The organism is Azospirillum sp. TSO35-2, assembly GCF_003116095.1.
In the GTDB taxonomy this organism is placed as follows: domain Bacteria; phylum Pseudomonadota; class Alphaproteobacteria; order Azospirillales; family Azospirillaceae; genus Azospirillum.
This window is the reverse complement of sequence record NZ_LGRA01000022.1, coordinates 265,104-283,390: the sequence shown is the minus strand read 5'-3', so window position 1 is coordinate 283,390 and position 18,287 is coordinate 265,104. Positions and strand designations below refer to the sequence as shown.

Genomic DNA, 18,287 nt, shown 5'->3' with positions numbered 1-18,287 from the left:
CCAGTGCCGGTCAGCGCGTCTGAAAGCGCGGCGCCATCGCCACGTAGGCGGCGATCCGCTTCAGCGGCGCGTCGCCGTCCTTGCCCGGCGCCAGCGGCCGGTCGGGCTTCAGCCCCATGCCGTCGAGGATCGCCCGGGTCGTCGCCGGCTCCGCGTCGAGCCCGGTCAGGCGCTGCTGCCAGCGCTCGACCGCCGCCGCCGCTGGCACCGGTTCGGGGAACAGCCCGGCGAGGTCGAGGGCGCCGGTCTTCCAGCGATTCTCCGCCAGGGCGAGCACCAGATCCCAGCGCCGGCGCAGCGCCGAACTGCCGAGCCAATGCTCGTCCTGGTCGGGATGGCCGGTCGGGGCCGGCGCCCCGAACAGCCGCTGCCCGCTGGCGTCGAGGTCGCGGATCATCGCGCTGGTCGCGGTGAAGCCGACGCCGCCGGCCCGCAGTAAGGAGGCCGCCAGTTCCAGCGGGCGCTTGATCTTGCCGCTGCCGGGGGCGGCGAAGTCGGGCGACAGGGCGATGGCGCGGACGACGCGGGCGATCTGGTCGGGCTTGCGGCGGTTGTCGTGCCACACCGCCGCCGCCATCGCCACCAGCCGGTCCGGCGGCCGGTCGGCCACCAGCCGGACGCACAGCTTGCGGCCGAGGTGCAGCGCCGTCGCCGGATGGTCGGCGACCAGATCGAGCACCCGCCGGCCGTCGGCCATCGGCGCCTGGAAGGGGTCGAACTCCTGCGCCAGCACCCGTTTCTGATAGCCGTCGTGCCAGCCCTCGACGAAGGTGAAGCGCCCGGTTTCCGGCAGGCGCTGGCCACCGCCGAGCCCGGCGCCGTCCTCGATCGTCCAGCCGGTGAAGGCGCGGGCCGCCTCGTAGACGTCCTGGTCGATGTAGCCGCGCGGCGCCCCCTGCGCCGCCCCCGGCACCGCGCGCCATTTGTCGTAGAGCGCGTTCAGGTAGGCGTCGCGGCCCAGGCTGTGCAGTTCGAACAGCTCGCGGGCGTAGTTCTCGTTGGCGCTGCCGGCGCGGGACGAGCGGTTGTTCAGATAGACCAGCATGGCGGTGCTGGTCGCCACCGCCTCCAGGAACTCCCGGAAGTTGCCGAGCGCGTGGCGGCGGATCACGTCGCGGTCGTAGGACGGCAGCGCCACCGCCACCGACTGCTCGCCGGCGAAGACGTTGAAGTGGTTGTGCCAGAAATCGGCCAGCACCTCGCGCAACTGCCAGCGGCTGTGCACGGCGCGGACCAGGGTGGCAGCGACGGTCTGCTGGCGGGGGAACTGCCGCTCCGGCCCGGGCAGGCTGCGCTTGCCGTCGGCCAGCGGCCACAGCGCCTCGACCGGCTGGTCGAGCGCGGCCAGCGGGCGCTCCTCGTCGACGGCGCTCCAGTCCTGGCCGCCGTCATACTTGATCGACAGCCGGCAGGCGTCGAGCGCCCGGGCCGCCGCCTCGTCCTGATGGTCGTCGGGGGCGAGCTGCCGGTCGAGCCAGCGCGCCAGCCCCTCCCGCTGCAGCGCCTCGGCATCGCCGGGGCGGGGGCCGAACGACAGCCGGTTCAAGACGGCACGCGACAGGGTTGCGTTCATCACCGCTCCCTCGGAAGACGGATGGCTCCCCCGACGGCATCATGCTACCGCGCCGGAGGCCGGCGATGAGACAAAATTAGGCCGGCGGCGGTGCCGATCCGCGGCGCACCTCTTCCAGGACGCGGCGGAGGTCGCCGGGGTGCAGCGGCTTGTGCAGGAAGGCGCAGCCGCGGCGCTGGCCCTCCAGCAGGGATTCGGGCGCCGTCTCGCCGGTCAGCACCACCGCCGGGATGTCGGCCTTGAACAGCTTGCGCACGCGGTCGATGACGTCGAAGCCGGACACCTTTCCCGGCAGGCGCAGGTCGGTCAGGATCGCGTCGGGCGGCCCCTCCAGCCCGTCGACCGCGGCGAACACCTCGCGCATGTTGGAGGCCGAGACGAAGGCGCAGCCCCAGGATTCCAGGGTCAGCAGCAGGCCGGACAGCACCATGCTGTCGTCGTCGACCACCAGCACCCGCATGCCGTCGAGCGGCACGCCGATGGTGCCGGCGGACGGCGGCGGCGGCGGCGGCTCCACCGCCGCCTCCCCCTCCAGCCGCTCCACCGTCAGGGCGAAGACGGAGCCGCGGCCGGTGCGCGACTGCACGTCGATCGGCGCGTTCAGCAACACCGACAGCCGCCGCACGATGGCAAGGCCGAGGCCGAGGCCGCGCGTCGGGTCGCGGCTGGGGTTGGTCAACTGGTGGAACTCGTCGAAGATGACGTCCAGCTTGTCGCGCGGAATGCCGAATCCGGTGTCCCACACCTCGATCCGCCAATGGCCGTCGCGATGGCGCAGGCCCAGCAGGATGCCGCCGCGCTGGGTGTAGCGGATGGCGTTGGACAGCAGGTTGCGCACGATGCGGCCCAGCAGCACCGGGTCGCTGCGCGTCACCGCGTCGGCCGGCACCCGGACGCGCAGGCGCAGCCCCTTCTCCTCCGCCTGGGGGCGGAACTCGTCGGCCAGCGAGTGCAGCAGCCCGTCGAGCGACACCGTCTGCAGGTCGGCGGCCACCGTGCCGGCGTCCAGCGTCGAGATGTCGAGCAGGGCGTTCAGCAGCCGCTCGCCCGCCGTCATCGCGTTGGCCAGCATGCCGGCGGTGCGCGTCGCCCGCGCGTTGCCGTCGACCTGGGTGGTCAGCGCGTCGAGGAACAGCCGCATCGCCTGGAAGGGCTGGCGCAGATCGTGGCTGGCCGAGGCCAGGAAGCGCGAGCGCGCCGCGGTGGTGCGCGCCACCTCCGCCCGCATGGTCTCGGTCATGTGGGCGATGGCGTGGTCGAGCGTCGCCGTCGCCAGCACCGCCACCACCCGCCCGTCGACCAGCAGCGGGGCGGCCCGCAGCGTCAGCGGCGGGGTCAGCGGCAGGGTCAGCACGGCGCTCTCCGGCCGGTCGCCGCCGGTTCCGTCGGCGGCGCTGTCGGCGTAGAGCGGCCGCAGCGCCTCGGCCACCGCCGGCCAGTGGTCCGGCAGCAGGACTTGGCCGCTTTCATCGCGGCTGGCGGCGCGCGGACGGTCGAGCAGCAGGGCCAGCGCCTCGTTGCAGCGGACGGCGGCGATCTCCGGCGCGCCGACCACCAGCATCATCGGCACGGTACCGGCGGCACAGACCCGCCGGGCGTTGTCGAGACACTCGCGGTAATGCAGATCGGTCGGGGACGTCGGGGAAACCGAAGATCGGGGCATCGCGGCGGTGTCTCTTGGGATCGGGGGCTCGTGGATGGGCTGGAGGCTGATCGCCATGGCACCGGGTCAAGCGTCGGACGGTCCTGAATGTCCCCAGAGAATAAACGGACCCCCGGGCTTGCGAAATCGCACGATGGCTCTACTCCCTCCTATGCGGAAGGTGCAGGCCGCGGCAACCCCATCAGATGGTCCTCGACGAAGTATTTCCGACGCAGCAGCGCCATCAAACGGACCTTCAGTACATCCATCGTCTGCGCTTTTCCAACAAAGTCGTCGGCGCCGGCATTCAGGCTGATCATCAATTGCTCCTCGTCGTCCTGGCTGGTCAGGATGACGATCTGGAAGAACAGCCCGCGGCGGCGGCGGAAGCGGTCGAAGCGCTGGCAGAGCTGGGTGCCGCTGGTGCCGGGCATCACCAGATCGAGGATGACGCAGTCCAGCCCACCGCCGGACAGGGCGGCGACCGCCTCGTCGGCGTTGCGGGCGGCGGTGACGGTGCAGCCCTCCTGCTCCAGCTCGGCGCGCAGGAACTCGCGGTAGGTGGCGCTGTCGTCGACGATCAGGATGTGGGCGCGGTGGAAGATGTCGGCCGGGCTGGGCCCGGCGTTGCGCCGTTCCATCAGCGCCGCGGCGTCGTCCACCACCCGCTGCGGCTCCGACGCGTCATGCTCGCCGGGGCCGTGCCCGAGGACCATGACGGCGGCGTTGGTCCGCGCGCGCAGCAGCGCCAGCCCGTCCGCCCCGGCAAGGTCGCCCTCGACGATCAGCAGGTCATGCGGCGCCCGTTCGATCTCGGCCAGCGCCGGCCCGACACCGTCCACGCAGGCGGTCTCGACGCCGCGCTCCTCCAGCAGGAGCTTCAGCAGAAGCCCCTGGGTCTGGGAGGACATGACAACGAGCGCGCGGAGTCCGTTCATGACAGCATCTTATCGTCGGAGGTCAGTTGCAGCAGCCGGCCGGCCACCCGATCCAGAGGCAGTTCCTCCACCACGCCGCCCAGCCGCACCGCGGTTCCCGGCATGCTGTGGATCACCGCGGTCGAGGCGTGCTCGGCGATGGTGTAGGCGCCGGCCTGGCGCATCTCGACCAGCCCGCGCGCGCCGTCCTCGCCCATGCCGGTCAGCAGGACGCCGATCGCCGCGGCGCCGTAGCCGCGCGCCATCGACTGGAACAGCACCTCGCCGGACGGCCGCTGGCCGCAGACCATCGGGTCGTCGGTCAGCTGGATGGTGCCGGCATCCACCCGCATGTGGCGGTCGCCGGGCGCCACATAGACGGTGCCGGGACGCGGGGCGAGGCCGTGTTCGCCGAGCCGCACCGGCAGCGGGCAGACGGTGCCCAGCCAGTCGGCGAAGCCGGCCATGAAGGGCGCCCCCATGTGCTGGACGACGAAGACCGGCAGGGGCAGGCCGGCCGGCAGTTCCTTCAGCAGCTTGGCCAGCGCCGCAGGGCCGCCGGTCGAGGTGACGATGCCGAGCGCCCGGAAGCGCCGCCGGCGCCCGTCCGCCGTCACCGCCTCGTCGGGCAGCCGGGCGTCGGCGGGGCGGGGATCGGGCTTGGGATCGGGCCGGGATTCGGTCTTGCCGTCAGGCTTGGGATCCGGCCGGCTGGCGCGCGTGCCGATGCGGTGCCGGATCACCTTGACCTGGCTCATGATGACGAGCTGGGTGCAGAGATGGTGCGCCACCGTCTGGTAGTCGGCGCGCGCCACGCTGCCCGGCTTTTCCACCACCGCCAGCGCGCCGGCCTGCAGCGCCCGCATGGGAATGTCGAGGTCGCGCACGCCCGACGCCACCACGACGATCGGCAGCGGGTGGTGGCGCATGATGCGGCTGGTCACCTCGAAGCCGTCGATGCCCGGCAGCCGGATGTCGAGCGACACCACGTCGGGCGGCGACCGTTCGATCATCCGCAGCGCCTGTTCCCCGGACGAGGCGACGCCGGCCACCTCCAGCCGCGGGTCGGAGCCGATGACGTGGCTGAGAAGCTGCTGGATGACCGGGCTGTCCTCGACCACCAGCACGCGGATGCGGCGGGGCGGCGTCACAGCAGGCGCCGGATGCCGGCCAGAAGCTCGTTCTGGTCGAAGCGGGTCTTGACGATGTAGGCGTCGGCGCCGAGCCGCAGGCCGCGTTCCCGGTCCTCGTCGCTGGCGCGCGAGGTGACGAGGATCACCGGGGTTTCCGCCGTCCGCGGGTCGGCCTTCACCGCCTGGAGCAGGGCGAACCCGTCCATCCGGGGCATTTCGACGTCGCTGATGATCAGGCCAACCTCCATCCCTTCCGACAGGCGCTCCAGGGCCTCGCGCCCGTCCACGCACAGCGTCACCCGATAACCATGGGCTTCGAGGATGCTCTTTTCCAGCGTGCGGGTGGTGATGCTGTCGTCGACGACCAGGATGTGGGCGCGGACCGGCGGCGCCTCCTCCGCCGGGCGGGCGGGGGGCGGCAGGACGCTGCCGGGCAGCGGCATCAGCCCGGCGATGTTCAGCACCAGCGCCGGCCCGCCATCGTCGAGCAGCACGGTGCCGAGGTAGCGCCCGGGGTCGAGCCCGGTTTCCTCGGCCGCCGTCACCACCGCCTCGCGCGTTGCGACGAAGCGGTCGACCACCAGCGCCAGCCGCCGGTCCGCCGCCCGCACCACCACCAGCGCCAGCGACCGCTCGGCGGCGGAGAGCACCGGCGCCTCCATGCCGAGCAGCGCGGCCAGCGCGGTGACGGGGGTCTCCTCCTCGTCGATGCGGATCATCGGCGTGCCGACGCCGGAGAACAGGCTGTCGGCGGCGGTGGTGCGCAGCCGGACCACGTCGGCCGACGGGATCGCCAGCGTCTGGTCCTGCACCGCGACGAAGACCAGCCGCTGGCTGAGCAGGCTGAGCGGCACGTCGATGGTGACGGTGGTGCCGCCGCCCTCCCGCTCGGCGATGGTCAGGTTGCCCTGCAGCCGCTCCACCTCGGCCCGGGCGATGGCGAGGCCCATGCCGCGCCCGGCCAGCTCGGTGGTGCGCGACGCGGTGGAGAAGCCGGGATGGAACAGGAACTCGGTCAACCGTTCGAGCGGGACGTCGTCGGCCTCCGCCGGGTCGAGCAGGCCGCGGTCCAGCGCCTGGCGGCGGATCGCCGCGCGGTCCAGCCCGCGCCCGTCATCCTCGACGCGCAGCCGCAGCCGGGCACCATGCACCGACGCAGCGATGACGACCCGCGCCGCCGGCGGCTTGCCCAGCGCCAGCCGCTCGGCCGGCAGCTCGATGCCGTGGCTGATCGCGTTGCGGGCGATGTGCAGGATGGGATCCTTCAGCCGTTGCAGGACGTTGCGGTCGGCCTCCACCTCCAGGCCGCGGACGTCGACCTCGACCTCCTTGCCCTCGCTCCGGCTGATGTCGCGGACCATGCGGCCGAGACCGCTCAACTGGTTCTCCGCCGGCAGCATGCGCAGGCGGCGCATGTCCTGTTGGAAGCCGCCGCCCCAGCGCCGCATCGACCACAGCAGGCGGTCGTGGCTGCGGTGCGCCGAATCGAGCGCCCCGCCCAGCGCGCGGAACCGCCGCTCGAACGCCAGGACCGCCGGCAGCGGGCCACGTCCCTCCACACTCTCCGCCACCCCGCCCCGCCCGGTGCCCCGGCCGACCTGGAGCCGCAGGTGCCGCCACGCCCGGTCGAGCGCGCGCCATTCCTGGCGCATCGCCCGCAACTGCTCGCCGAGCCCGGCCTGCGCCTCCACCTCCGGCAGCAGGGCGGAGGCGGTTTCCGACAGGCGCTCCAGCCCCTGCGCCGCGATGCGGACCAGCGAGGCGGTGTCGGCGTCGACCGGCCGCCCGCGGGCCGGGCGCGGGTCGGCGCGGGTGGCGGTGGGGGTGGCGGTGGACGGGCCGGGCACCGGGGGGCGCGCGTCGGCCGGAGGACGGGGCGCCGGACGGGGCGGCGGGGCGGTCGCGGCGGCGCGGTCGCCGGCCAACCGGTCGAGGTCGGCGAGCACGCCGGCGATCTCCACCTCGCCGCCGCCCTGCAACGACCAGGCGACCACATCCTCGATCGCGTCGAGCGCGCGGCGGACCACCGAGATCGACGCGCCGTCCAGCACCGCCTCGCCGCGCTGCACCGCGATGAAGGCGGCCTCCAGCCGGTGCGAGATCGCCTCGACCTCCGGCAGGTCGACGGCGCGGGCGGCCCCCTTCAGGCTGTGGGCGCGCCGATGCACGTCGACGAGGTCGGGCGCCTCCCCGCTGGCCTCCACGCCGCGCAGGGCGGCGCGGATCGCCGAGAGATGGTCCTTGTGCTCGATCTCGAAGGCGGCGAGCAGGCGTTGGCGGATGTCCATCAGCGACGCTCCACCGTGGCGATACTTGGTCCCCTCTCCCCCCGGGGAGAGGGGGATCCAGGCTGGTTTCGGCAAGGCATCGTCACACCCGGTAGTTCCGCACCGCTTCGACCAGGCCCTGGCCCAGGTTGTTCAGGTTGGCGGCGGCGCCTTCCAGCTGGCGGGTGCCGGCGGCGGTCTGGCTGCTGGCTTCGCGGATGTTCTGCAACGCCTGGATCACCTGCTCCAGGCCGATCTGCTGCTGGTTGGTGCCGGCGACGATCTGCTGGAAGGCCAGCACGCTCTCCTGGATGTTCTCCGCCATGGTGCGGATGGTCGACTGGGTGGCGTCGGTCTGGCGCTTGCCGGCGGCGACGCGCTTCACCGCCTCCTCCGTCAGCATGACCGAGGCGTTGATGCCGTGCTGGATCTCCGACAGGTTGGAGCGGACCTGGGCGGTCGCCTCCTTCGACTGGTCGGCGAGGCTCTTGATCTCGCCGGCGACGATCGAGAAGGTGCGGCCATGCTCGCCCGCCGCCGCCGCCTCGATCGCGGCGTTCAGTGCCAGCAGGTGGCAGCGCTCGGCGATGTCGTTCACCGTCACGATGATCTCGCCGATCGCCTGGGTGCGCTCGGACAGCATGACGATGTTCTCGGCCACCGCCTCCGCCTGCTCGCGGATGGCGTCCATCGCCTGGATGGTGTCGTCGACCGCCTTCATGCCGGAATGGCTGGAGGACGCCACCGTCTGGGCGCCGTGGGCGACGTCCTGGGCGCGGCGGTTGATCTGGGCGCCGGACTCGGTGATCTCCGACAGGGTCGCCGTGGTCTGCTCCACCGCCGCCAGCTGTTCGGTGACGCTGGCCGACTGCTGCTGGGTGGAGGCGCGGATCTGGGCGGTGGCGGCGTGGACGCTCTCGGCCGTCTCGCGGGTGGTGGTCGCCATCAGCTTCAGCCGCCCGGCCATCTCGTTCAGGTGCTCGCCCAGGATGGCCAGCTCATCCCTGCCGGAGATGGCGATCTCCTGCGTCAGGTCGCCGTGGCCGACCCGGGTGACGAAGTCGATGGCGCGGCCCAGCCGCCTGGTGATCGAGCTGCCGATCAGGTAGGCGACCGCGACGGCGATCAGGAACACGGCGACCAGCGCGATCAGCGACGACTGGATCGCCGAATTGTAGATCGCCCGGATGTCGGTCCGGCCGGTCTCGGTCAGATGGTCGATCGCCGTCTGGGCGGCGGCGATGCGCGCCTCCATGTTCTTGCGCAGCTCGTCCACCCGGTCGCGGCGCTGCAGGGCGTCGGCGATCTGGTTGCTCTCCAGCATGGTGTAGATCGTCCGCGCCTCGTCGCCGACCATGGTGATGGCGCGCGACATCTCGTTGACCGCGGTGTCCAGCTCGACCCAGCCCTTGCGGCGGCCGTCGGTCACGCTGGAGGACGACCGCTCCGCCACCATCGCCCGCAGGCGGCCCAGCGTGTCGCGCAGCTTGACGCCGACCTCGTCGTAATGGCGGTGCACCGGCAGCAGCAGGGTCGGGATGTCGGCCACCCGCCCTTCGACGTTGGCGATCGACACCGCGTTCAGCGCGTTCTCCCGCGTGCTGCGCAGCTCCGCCTGGAGGTTGCCGACCTCCGTCACCATGTCGGCCGCCTCGGTGTCGTAGCTGGACACCGCCATGATCACCGTCAGCGCGTCGGAGAAGCGGGCCATCTGGTACAGCGCCAGCAGCGCCGTCAGGACACAGACCACCCCGAATCCCAGGACCAGCTTGTGCGCGACTTTGATGTTCATTCTTGGACTCCAGCCCCGGCTGTCCGGGTGTCAGGTCTTCAGGAAATCGAGCAGGGCGGCCATGTCGAGCACCGCCATGCGGTCCGCGGTGATGGCCTTGACGAATTGACCGGCCTCCGCCGGGGCGGACGCCCGCGGCGGGTCGATGGCGACGACGTGGTCGACCGAATCCAGCCGCAGCGCCGCCGGCCGGCCGCTGCCGGTGCGCAGGACCACCGCGTAGCCGGCGTCCCCGCCCTCCCCCGTGCCGAGCCCCACGGCGCCGCCGCACAGCCGGTCGAGGTCGAACAGCCGCAGCACCCGGCCGGCGACGGCGATCACCCCCAGCATCGCCGGCGGGGCGCCGGGCACGCGGGCCAGCCGCGGCATCGGCACGATCTGGCCGAGATGGCGCAGCTCCAGCCCGTAGAGCGTCGCCGCCCCGCGGGCGACCAGCATCGGCACGCCGGCGCGGTCGGGGTCGAAGCCGACCGGCGGGGCGGCCAGCTCCTCGGCGCGACGGCCCAGCACGGCGTCGGCCCACGGGCCGCGCCCGGCGAAGGTTTCCGCCAGCGCCGCGTTGCGGTCGGCCAACTGCCCGTGCACCGTGTCCCAGTCGACGGTGGCGCGGCGCGCGGGGGCGCGGGCGCGGATGCGGCCGTCGGGCCTGGTCGGCGGCGTCTCGTCCATCACCCCTCCTCACCCGACAGCCAGAGGTCGAGCATGCCGCGCAGCTCCTGCACGGTCAGGCCGCCGCCGTCGGTCACCGCCTCGTCGTCGGGGCGGCCCTCCAGCGCTTCCCGCGCGTTGCGGAAGTGGCGTTGCGCCGGGACCAGCCGGCCGCGCCGCCAGTAGGCCAGCGCCAGATGGTAGTCGGCGAGCACGAAGCGGGGGTCCAGGTACAGCGCCCGCTTGAAGGCGGCCACCGGGTCGCCGACGCCCAGCTCCTCCTCCACCAGCCCGAGCTGGTAATGGACGCCGGGGTCGAGCCGGTTGGCCTCGACACGGGCGAGGCAGTTTTCCAGCACGGCGGAGCGGTCGTTGGTGTCCGCCGAATCCGGCGGGCCCGACACCGCCGGCGGGGCCGCCGGAGCGGCGGCGGGTTGCGGCGCGGCGGCCGGGCGCCTTGGGCGGACCGGCGCCGCCGGCCGGACCGGCGCGAAAACCGGCAGGGCAACCGGCGGGGCGGCCGGTGCCGGCCGTTCGAGCTGCCGGCGGTAGAGGGTGGCGCCGGGCACCGACACCGGGATGAACAGCTCGTTCATCTGCGGCCCGGCCTCCGCATGGCCGACCACCAGCCAGCCACCGTCGGCCAGCGCGTCGTGCAGGTTCTGCAGCAGCCGGTGCCGCGTCGCCTCGTCGAAATAGATCATGACGTTGCGGCACAGGATGATGTCGAAATGCCCGATGCCGTGGGGGTAGGACGGGATCGCCCCGTCCACCAGGTTGAACGGCATGAAGCTGGTCCATTGCCGGTACATCGGCTTGACCGACCACAGCTTGTCCTGGCGGTCGAAGCAGGCGTCCAGCGTGTCCGGCGACAGGCCGCGCACCGCCCACTCGCCATAGACGCCGCGCCGCGCCTGTTCCAGGAAGGCGGCGTTGATGTCGGTGCCGACGATGTGGACCTGCCAGCCGTCGAGCTGGCTGGCGAAATGCTGCTTCAGCAGGATTTCCATCGTGTAGGCCTCGGGCCCGATGGAACAGCCGGCGCTCCAGATCCGCAGCAGGCGCGTCGCCTGGTTGCGGCGCAGGCATTCCGGGATGGCGACGGCGCGCAGCGCGTCGAACTGCTCGATGTAGCGGAAGAAGAAGGTCTCGCCGACCGTCAGCTCGTTGATCAGCCCCTGGTATTCGGCACCGCCCGGCCCCTGCGCCTCCAGCGCCGCGAGGTAGGCGCCGACCGTCGTCACCGCGCCGAAGGGCAGGCGGCGGTGGATGCGCTCGGCGAAGGCGGCGTCCTTGTCGGCGTAATAGGCCAGCCCGGTGGCGTCGATCACCATCGCCTTCAGGCGCGGGAAGGACGGGTCGCGGCGGATCGCCTCGATCGCGGCGGTGGAGGCGATCATCATGGCGCGGCCTCCTGCCACTGGGCGAGCCGCCGCTCCTCCGCCGCGTGAAAGGCGTCGAGCAGCCGCGATTCGGCCTCGCTCAGCAGCCGGCGGGGGTCGAGCAGCGTCACGGTGCCGCCGCGCCCGGTGACGCGGTCGGGAAAGCCGCCCATGGCGCAGCCGTTGAACGACAGCCCCGGTTCGGACGGCACCCGTTCGTCCGGCGCGACCGCGACGTCGCCATGCACCCGGTCGACCAGCAGCGCCGTCGGCCGCCCCTGCCAGGTGATCAGGATCAGCGGCGTGTAGAGCCCCGCCGGCGCCGTCGGCAGGTCGAGCAGCATGCCCAGCCGCAGGACCGGCACGATTTCCCCCTGGTAGCGGAACACCCCCTCGATCGGCTGTGGCGCGGTCGGCAGGCGGTCCAGCCGCGGCAACGGCAAGAAGCGCCGCACGGCTTCGACCGGCAGCGCCAGCGCTTGAGCGGCAACCGAAAACACGACGCAGCGATGGGGCGGGGAAGAGGCAGGCGTGGGTTGGGGCGACATCCGTCCGTCAATGGTGTGGAGTCCGACCGGGAACATGCCCCATCGCCGCCGGAATGCGAACTACGCCAAAGTCCTACGCCCTAGGCTCTATGCCGGCGATTCCCCGGCCGATCGGGCGTGGAACCGCAACGATCGCGCAACCTCACGCAGTGAAGCGCAGAGTTTCACACGTCATGAAAAAGTAACCATTTGGAAAGACGCCCGCGCTCAAAGTCGTTGCGTCGCAGCATGACAAGCGTTCGGTTTGGGAGCAGCGATGGCCAGGAGCGACAGATCTTCGGAACCGGCGGACAGCGCCCTGGAACGGGCGGCGCAGTCGTTGTTCACCCAATACAGCCGGCAGTCGCCGCGCTGGCACGGTCTGGCCTGGGAAAGCCTGCGCGAGGACACGCGGCGGCTGTTCCGGCGCGAAGCGGCGTGGATGCAGACGCGCGATCGCTGAGGGCAGCGCTCTCAGAGGGGGGCGGTCAGACGGCGCCGTCCTCGGCGGCCGGCACGTCGAGCGGCGGCATGCGGGAAACGAAACGACCCTTGACGCCCTGCGGCCATTGCTTGAACGGAACGATCCCATCCGGCGTCGCCGCGTAGGCGCGCAGATAGGCGGCCAGCGTTTCCACCCCGTCGTCGTCCGGCGGCAGGTCGCCCAGGACATAGCTCATCCGCCGGGCCGAGCGCACCGCGACGGCGCAGGGGCGGCGGCAGCTCATCAGGCAGCGCATCGGCCGCAGCCGCACCGACCGCGCCAGCGCCGGGTCGGCCGCCAACGCCCGCTCCATCAGCGCCAGCAGCTCCGCACCCGGCCGGACGGCGTCGGGCGGATCGTCGGGACGGCGGCAGGTTTCGCAGACGACAAGCTCGACGGAGTCATGGTCGGTGGGCATGGAACCGCTTTCGCAACGATCAGGAGGCGTGGACGGCGACGGGCCGGCCCGCCGGAGAGCTAACGGCGGGGCGGGGTGCTGTCAACCGGCGCCTTTTCCGGGGGATGCGGCTTGCCAAGGGCGGGCAAACTTCCGACGATGCGGGGCGGTGGCGGTGACGGGGGAATGACGATGGGTCGGAGTGGCGGACGGGGATGAGCGCGAGGCAACGGATCGTCCGTGAACGCCGGCAGTACAACCAGCTCGCCGCCAACCAGACGCTGGAGGACTACGCGCTGCGCTACACCGCCGAGCGGGCGCGGCGCTGGACGGCGTGGCGGGTCGCCAACACGGCGCTCGGCGCCATCTCCTTCCTGGCCTGCGAGGCGATCGGCGCGGCGGTGACGCTGGCCTACGGCTTCGAGAACGCCATGGCGGCGATCCTGGCGGTGGCGGTGCTCAGCATCCTGGTCGGGCTGCCGATCACCTACCACGCGGCCAAGGCCGGGGTGGACATCGACCTGCTCGCCCGCGGCGCCGGCTTCGGCTATCTCGGGTCCACCATCACCTCGCTGGTCTACGCCTCCTTCACCTTCATCCTGTTCTCGATCGAGGCCAGCATCATGTCGGCCGGGCTGACCATGGTGCTGGGCATCCCGGCCTGGCTCGCCCATGTCGTCAGCTCGCTGGCGGTGATCCCGATCGCGGTCTACGGCATCCGCGTCATCAGCCGCATGCAGTGGGCGACCCAGCCGGTGTGGATCCTGCTGCAGTGCGTGCCGCTGGCCTATCTCTGGCTGCTCGACGGCGGGACGGTGGCGGAGTGGATGGCGCTGCCGGGCGCCTATGGAAACTCCGGCGGCGGACTGGCGCTGCTGCCCTTCGGCATGGCGGCGTCGGTGCTGCTGTCGCTGTTGCCGCAGATCGGCGAGCAGGTCGACTATCTGCGCTTCCTGCCGCCGGCGGCCCGCATCGGCCGGACGCGCTGGTGGGCGGCAATGCTGGCGGGCGGGCCGGGCTGGGTGCTGATCGGCAGCCTGAAGCTGGTCGCCGGCTCGCTGCTCGCCTTTCTCGCCATCAAGCACGGGCTGTCGGCGGCGGAGGCGGCGGAGCCGACGCGGATGTACCACATGGCCTTCCTCGACGTCTTCGGCTCGCCGGGGGTGGCGCTGGCGCTGACCGGCGTCTTCGTCGTGGTCTGCCAGATCAAGATCAACGTCACCAACGCCTACGCCGGCTCGATCGCCTGGTCGAACTTCTTCTCGCGCCTGACCCGCAGCCACCCCGGCCGCGTCGTCTGGCTGGTGTTCAACGTGCTGCTGGCGCTGCTGCTGATGGAGATCGGCATCCTCGGTGTCATCGAGAGCATCCTCGGCCTCTACGCCAACGTCGCGGTCGGCTGGCTGGGGGCGGTTGCCGCCGACCTCGCCATCAACAAGCCGCTGGGGCTCAGCCCGCGGCCGATCGAGTTCAAGCGCGCCCACCTCTACGACATCAACCCGGTCGGCGTCGGGGCGATGGGGCTGTCGGTGCTGTGCTCCACCTCCGCCTTCTTCGGGCTGCTCGGGCCGGTGGCCCAGGCGCTGGCGCCCTTCGTCGGGCTGGTGGTCGCCTTCACCGCGGCGCCGCTGATCGCCTGGAAGACCGGGGGGCGCTATTACCTCGCCCGCCAGTCGCCGGGCCTGCCGGCGGACGCCGCCGAGATCCGCTGCTCGATCTGCGAGAACCGGTTCGAGCGTCCGGACATGGCCTTCTGCCCGGCCTATGACGGGCCGATCTGCTCGCTGTGCTGCACGCTGGAGGCGCGCTGCCACGATCTGTGCAAGACCGACAGCCGCTTCGCCGACCAGATCGCCCGCTTCCTGCAAGGGGTGCTGCCGAAACGGATGGCGGTCGGCGTCCACACCCGCGCCGGTCATTTCGTCGGCGTGATGACGCTGTTCTCGCTGGTGATCGGCGGCGTGCTGCTGGTGATCGGCTTCCAGTACACCAACGCCGACGCCGCCGAGCGCGCCGCCATCCACACCGCGCTGTTCGCCGTCTTCGTCTGCCTGTTCATCCTGTCCGGCGTCGCCGCCTGGCTGCTGGTGCTGGCCCATGAGAGCCGCCACAAGGCGGAGCAGGAGACCGCCCGCCAGACCGCCATGCTGATGGACGAGATCGCCGCGCACGAGCGCACCGACGCCGCCCTGCAGAAGGCCAAGGAGGTGGCGGAGGCCGCGAACGCCGCCAAGAGCCGCTACATCATCGGCGTCAGCCACGAGATCCGGGCGCCGCTGAACGCGATTTCCGGCTATGCCCAGCTGCTGGAGAGCAACCGGACCGAACGGCCGCAGGACGCGGTGCGCGTCATCCGCCGCAGCGCCGACCATCTGTCGAACCTGATCGACGGGCTGCTGGACATCTCCAAGATCGAATCGGGGCTGCGCCGGCTCAGCCGCGACAAGGTCAAGCTGATCGAGTTCCTCGACCAGTTGGCCGACATGTTCCGCATCCAGGCCAGCGCCAAGGGGCTGGAGTTCCGCTACGCCCGGGTGCCGCACCTGCCGGCCTACGTCCACACCGACAGCAAGATCCTGCGCCAGATCCTGATCAACCTGCTGTCCAACGCGGTGAAATACACCGAATCCGGCCATGTCGCGCTGAACGTCCGCTACCGCAGCCAGATCGCCGAGTTCGAGATCGTCGACACCGGCATCGGCATCCGCGAGGAGGATCAGGACCGCGTGTTCGAACCGTTCGAGCGCGGGCGGGGTGCCGCGGTGCGGGCGGTGGCCGGCACCGGGCTGGGGCTGACCATCACGCGGGTGCTGACCCGGATCATGGGCGGCGACATCGCGCTGCGCAGCCGGCCGGGCGAGGGCAGCGTCTTCACCGTGCGCCTGCTGCTGTCGGAGGCGATGCACAAGCCGGGCGAGGAGGTGGAGCGCCGCGCCATCACCGGCTATGCCGGGCCGCCGATCAAGGTGCTGCTGGCCGACGACGACCGCGACCATCTGGCGCTGATGACCGACATCCTGCGGCCGCTGGGCTTCGTGCTGTTCATCGCCTCGGACGCGGCGGGCTGCCTGGAGCTGGCGGCGCAGTGCAAGCCGGACCTCGCCATGCTCGACATCTCGATGCCCGGGGAAAGCGGCTGGGACATCGCCGAGGCGCTGCGCCGGCGCTGCGCCGACGCCATCCGCATCATCATGGTGTCGGCCAACGCCTATGAAATGCAGGGGCCGGGCGACGGCCGGGCGCCGCACGACGCCTTCGTCGCCAAGCCGATCGAGATCCACGCCCTGCTCGACCGCATCCAGGCGCTGACCGGGCTGGAATGGATCCACGCGGTCGAGCCGGCGCCGGAGCCGGCGGCCCAGCCGGTGATGGCGGTGGACGGCGACCGCCCGGCGGAAAAAACCGGGGGCGCGGTGGCGGATGCCGGTGCGTCCGCTGATCATCGACCGGAGTGCCATCCGCCGGAATCGGCGCTGCGTCACATCGACGACCTGCGCCAGCTCGGCCGGATCGGTTACATTCGCGGGATCGAGGCCAAGCTGCGCGAGATCGAGGCGGAAGACGCCGGCGCCCTGCTCTTCGTCGAGCGGCTGCGCGCCCTGGTGCGCGCCTTCGACCTGAAGGGCTACATGCGGGCGCTGGATCAGACGGCGGCCCGGCCAACGGTGCCGCAAACGGGGCAAGGGACAGGACCGTGACACGATGAAACGCCGCGACATGATCCTGGTGGTGGACGACACCCCCGACACGCTGGGATTCCTGACGGAGGCCATCGAACAGGCCGACCTGACCGTGCTGGTCGCCATCGACGGCGAAAGCGCGCTGGAGCTGCTCGACCAGATCACCCCCGACCTGATCCTGATGGACGCGGTGATGCCCGGCCTGGACGGCTTCGAGACCTGCCGGCGGCTGAAGCAGATCCCGCATCTGTCGCACCTGCCGGTGATCTTCATGACCGGCCTCAGCGAAACCGAGCATGTGGTGAAGGGGCTGGAGGCCGGCGGCGTCGATTACGTCACCAAGCCGATCGTCGTCGACGAGCTGATCGCCCGCATCCGCGTCCACCTGACCAACGCCCGCGTCGCCTACGGCGCCCGCGCCGCGCTGGACGCCACCGGCCGCTTCCTGCTGGCGACCGACGGCGAGGGCCGGCTGCTGTGGTGCACGCCGCAGGCCGAGCGGCTGCTGGCCGGCCTGATGCCCGGCGCGGACGGCTGCCGCCCGCCGCTGGCCGCGACGCTGGCGCAGGGACTGACCCGGCTGCGCCAGGCCCCGGCCGGGTCCGCCGAGCCCTTCGCGCTGGAGCTGCCGGACGGCGATGCGGTGCGGCGGCTGGAATTCACCTACCTCAGCCCGGCCAACCCGGACGAGTATCTGTTCCGGCTGAGCGAGCCGACCGCCGGCCGGCAGGAAGCGATCCTGCGCGACGCGCTGGGCCTGACCGCGCGCGAGGCGGAGGTGCTGCTGTGGACCGCCAACGGCAAGCCGAACCGCGACATCGGCGAGATCCTGGGGATCAGCCCGCGCACGGTGAACAAGCACTTGGAGCAGGTCTTCGCCAAGCTGGGCGTCGAGAACCGCGCCTCGGCGGCGGCGCTGGCGATCCGCACGCTGGCAGCGCGGGCTTAGGCGGCGGCGCGGGCCTGAGCGTCAGCGCACGACCTCGCGGATGGCGATGCGGTGGCCGTCGTCCTCCACATGGAAGGTCAGGACGGAGCGCTGGCCGATGTGCTGGGCGACGGCGGTTTCGCCGATGGCGGTCAGGTTGTAGCCGAGGCTGCCGAGGTGCGACAGCAGCGCCTGCTGGGAGTCGCGGATCGCCGGCATCATGTCCGGATCCCACAGCTCCAGCAGCAGCGGCGGGTAGCCGCAGCGCCGCAGCGTCTCGCCGGCGCCCTGCAGGACGGCCAGCTCCATGCCCTCGACGTCGAGCTTGAGCAGGCAGAGGTCGTCGATGGCGAAATCGTCGATCCGCACCATGCTGGCCTGCTCCACCCGCACGCCCTCGGTGTCGGTGTGGCAGCCCTGCCCGGCCTCGCGGCGGATGCGGCGCACCGCCGGGTCGAGGCTGAGCGCGCCCAGGTTGGCGTCGGTGCGGTAATCGGGAACGGGGATGTCGACCAGCCCCATCGCGCTGCCCAGCGCCAGATTGTGGGCCAGCACATTGTCCAGCCCGTTCAGCGCGATCGCCCCGCAGAGCAGGTGGTAGACCGGTCGCTGCACCTCGAAACTGACGACGCGGCAGCGGTCGCGGAACGCGCTGGCGATGGGAATGGTGAAGGCGCCGACATTGGCGCCGCCGTCGATGACGGTCCCGTTCCGCCCGCCCATCGCCACCAGGGCCTTGGCGATCATCAGCGTCACCGGCTCCCACGTGCCGCGCCGGCGCAGGTGCTGGGAGATCGAATCCACCGAATCGAACAGCAGGAAGCGGCCGATCTCCGTGTCGACGACGTTCGCGTTCGGCAGCATCCCGGTTTCCCCGCATCCTGAGGGCGCCATCATAGCCGGGGCGCCCGGTCCGG

General features: G+C 71.8%; 14 protein-coding genes. 3 read left to right on the top strand and 11 right to left on the bottom strand.

Going from position 1 to position 18,287, the window contains the following annotated elements; genetic code table 11:
- Positions 1-10 precede the first annotated feature (10 nt).
- The 9 genes from TSO352_RS31165 to TSO352_RS31125 form a co-directional block, all read right to left on the bottom strand.
- Positions 11-1,573 carry a DUF1800 domain-containing protein gene (locus tag TSO352_RS31165; RefSeq protein WP_109111161.1) on the bottom strand — a complete coding sequence of 521 codons (1,563 nt, stop codon included), beginning with the start codon at positions 1,571-1,573 and terminating at the stop codon, positions 11-13.
- A 76-nt stretch (positions 1,574-1,649) separates the two neighbouring features.
- Entirely contained in the window at positions 1,650-3,236 is a 1,587-nt protein-coding gene (locus tag TSO352_RS31160; RefSeq protein WP_247872560.1) for a hybrid sensor histidine kinase/response regulator, read from the bottom strand.
- Between the two features lie 149 nt (positions 3,237-3,385).
- On the bottom strand, positions 3,386-4,153 hold the full coding sequence (locus TSO352_RS31155; RefSeq protein ID WP_109111159.1) for a response regulator: 768 nt from the start codon (positions 4,151-4,153) through the stop codon (positions 3,386-3,388).
- Positions 4,150-5,283, bottom strand: coding sequence for a chemotaxis-specific protein-glutamate methyltransferase CheB (gene cheB, locus TSO352_RS31150; RefSeq protein ID WP_109111158.1), 1,134 nt, complete (start codon positions 5,281-5,283; stop codon positions 4,150-4,152). The genes TSO352_RS31155 and cheB overlap by 4 nt, the downstream gene beginning before the upstream one ends.
- A complete protein-coding gene (locus TSO352_RS31145; protein WP_109111157.1) occupies positions 5,280-7,553 on the bottom strand; it encodes a response regulator in 2,274 nt (757 codons plus the stop codon). The genes cheB and TSO352_RS31145 overlap by 4 nt, the downstream gene beginning before the upstream one ends.
- Positions 7,554-7,635: 82 nt before the next feature.
- Complete coding sequence (locus TSO352_RS31140; protein WP_109111156.1) at positions 7,636-9,324, bottom strand: methyl-accepting chemotaxis protein; 1,689 nt, start codon at positions 9,322-9,324, stop codon at positions 7,636-7,638.
- Between the two features lie 30 nt (positions 9,325-9,354).
- Positions 9,355-9,993: a chemotaxis protein CheW gene (locus TSO352_RS31135; RefSeq protein WP_109111155.1), complete on the bottom strand. Its 639-nt coding sequence runs from the start codon at positions 9,991-9,993 to the stop codon at positions 9,355-9,357.
- Complete coding sequence (locus TSO352_RS31130; RefSeq protein WP_109111154.1) at positions 9,993-11,375, bottom strand: protein-glutamate O-methyltransferase CheR; 1,383 nt, start codon at positions 11,373-11,375, stop codon at positions 9,993-9,995. The genes TSO352_RS31135 and TSO352_RS31130 overlap by 1 nt, the downstream gene beginning before the upstream one ends.
- Positions 11,372-11,902, bottom strand: coding sequence for a chemotaxis protein CheW (locus TSO352_RS31125; RefSeq protein ID WP_282183911.1), 531 nt, complete (start codon positions 11,900-11,902; stop codon positions 11,372-11,374). The genes TSO352_RS31130 and TSO352_RS31125 overlap by 4 nt, the downstream gene beginning before the upstream one ends.
- 256 nt (positions 11,903-12,158) lie before the next feature.
- Between TSO352_RS31125 and TSO352_RS33050 the strand changes: the two genes are divergently transcribed.
- A complete protein-coding gene (locus tag TSO352_RS33050; RefSeq protein WP_146210822.1) occupies positions 12,159-12,344 on the top strand; it encodes a hypothetical protein in 186 nt (61 codons plus the stop codon).
- A gap of 25 nt (positions 12,345-12,369) precedes the next feature.
- On the opposite strand, the gene TSO352_RS31120 is transcribed toward TSO352_RS33050, so the two are convergent.
- Positions 12,370-12,783 (bottom strand): DUF1636 domain-containing protein, encoded by a 414-nt coding sequence (locus TSO352_RS31120; RefSeq protein WP_109111152.1) that lies wholly within the window; start codon positions 12,781-12,783, stop codon positions 12,370-12,372.
- Between the two features lie 194 nt (positions 12,784-12,977).
- Between TSO352_RS31120 and TSO352_RS31115 the strand changes: the two genes are divergently transcribed.
- Both TSO352_RS31115 and TSO352_RS31110 read left to right on the top strand, forming a co-directional pair.
- Positions 12,978-16,460: an ATP-binding protein gene (locus TSO352_RS31115; protein ID WP_109111151.1), complete on the top strand. Its 3,483-nt coding sequence runs from the start codon at positions 12,978-12,980 to the stop codon at positions 16,458-16,460.
- A gap of 4 nt (positions 16,461-16,464) precedes the next feature.
- Entirely contained in the window at positions 16,465-17,391 is a 927-nt protein-coding gene (locus TSO352_RS31110) for a response regulator (RefSeq protein ID WP_109111150.1), read from the top strand.
- Positions 17,392-17,412: 21 nt separating this feature from the next.
- Here the strand turns inward: TSO352_RS31110 and TSO352_RS31105 are convergent, their stop codons facing one another.
- Positions 17,413-18,234 (bottom strand): FkbM family methyltransferase, encoded by an 822-nt coding sequence (locus TSO352_RS31105; protein WP_109111149.1) that lies wholly within the window; start codon positions 18,232-18,234, stop codon positions 17,413-17,415.
- Positions 18,235-18,287: the final 53 nt, after the last annotated feature.

Excerpts from the sequence above, each read along its gene's own strand:
- TSO352_RS31165 (WP_109111161.1), bottom strand. The coding sequence starts at position 1,573 with ATGAACGCAACCCTGTCGCGTGCCGTCTTGAACCGGCTGTCGTTCGGC.
- TSO352_RS31160 (WP_247872560.1), bottom strand. The coding sequence starts at position 3,236 with ATGCCCCGATCTTCGGTTTCCCCGACGTCCCCGACCGATCTGCATTAC.
- TSO352_RS31155 (WP_109111159.1), bottom strand. The coding sequence starts at position 4,153 with ATGAACGGACTCCGCGCGCTCGTTGTCATGTCCTCCCAGACCCAGGGG.
- TSO352_RS31145 (WP_109111157.1), bottom strand. The coding sequence starts at position 7,553 with ATGGACATCCGCCAACGCCTGCTCGCCGCCTTCGAGATCGAGCACAAG.
- TSO352_RS31140 (WP_109111156.1), bottom strand. The coding sequence starts at position 9,324 with ATGAACATCAAAGTCGCGCACAAGCTGGTCCTGGGATTCGGGGTGGTC.
- TSO352_RS31135 (WP_109111155.1), bottom strand. The coding sequence starts at position 9,993 with ATGGACGAGACGCCGCCGACCAGGCCCGACGGCCGCATCCGCGCCCGC.
- TSO352_RS31130 (WP_109111154.1), bottom strand. The coding sequence starts at position 11,375 with ATGATGATCGCCTCCACCGCCGCGATCGAGGCGATCCGCCGCGACCCG.
- TSO352_RS31125 (WP_282183911.1), bottom strand. The coding sequence starts at position 11,902 with ATGTCGCCCCAACCCACGCCTGCCTCTTCCCCGCCCCATCGCTGCGTC.
- TSO352_RS33050 (WP_146210822.1), top strand. The coding sequence starts at position 12,159 with ATGGCCAGGAGCGACAGATCTTCGGAACCGGCGGACAGCGCCCTGGAA.
- TSO352_RS31120 (WP_109111152.1), bottom strand. The coding sequence starts at position 12,783 with ATGCCCACCGACCATGACTCCGTCGAGCTTGTCGTCTGCGAAACCTGC.
- TSO352_RS31115 (WP_109111151.1), top strand. The coding sequence starts at position 12,978 with ATGAGCGCGAGGCAACGGATCGTCCGTGAACGCCGGCAGTACAACCAG.
- TSO352_RS31110 (WP_109111150.1), top strand. The coding sequence starts at position 16,465 with ATGAAACGCCGCGACATGATCCTGGTGGTGGACGACACCCCCGACACG.
- TSO352_RS31105 (WP_109111149.1), bottom strand. The coding sequence starts at position 18,234 with ATGCTGCCGAACGCGAACGTCGTCGACACGGAGATCGGCCGCTTCCTG.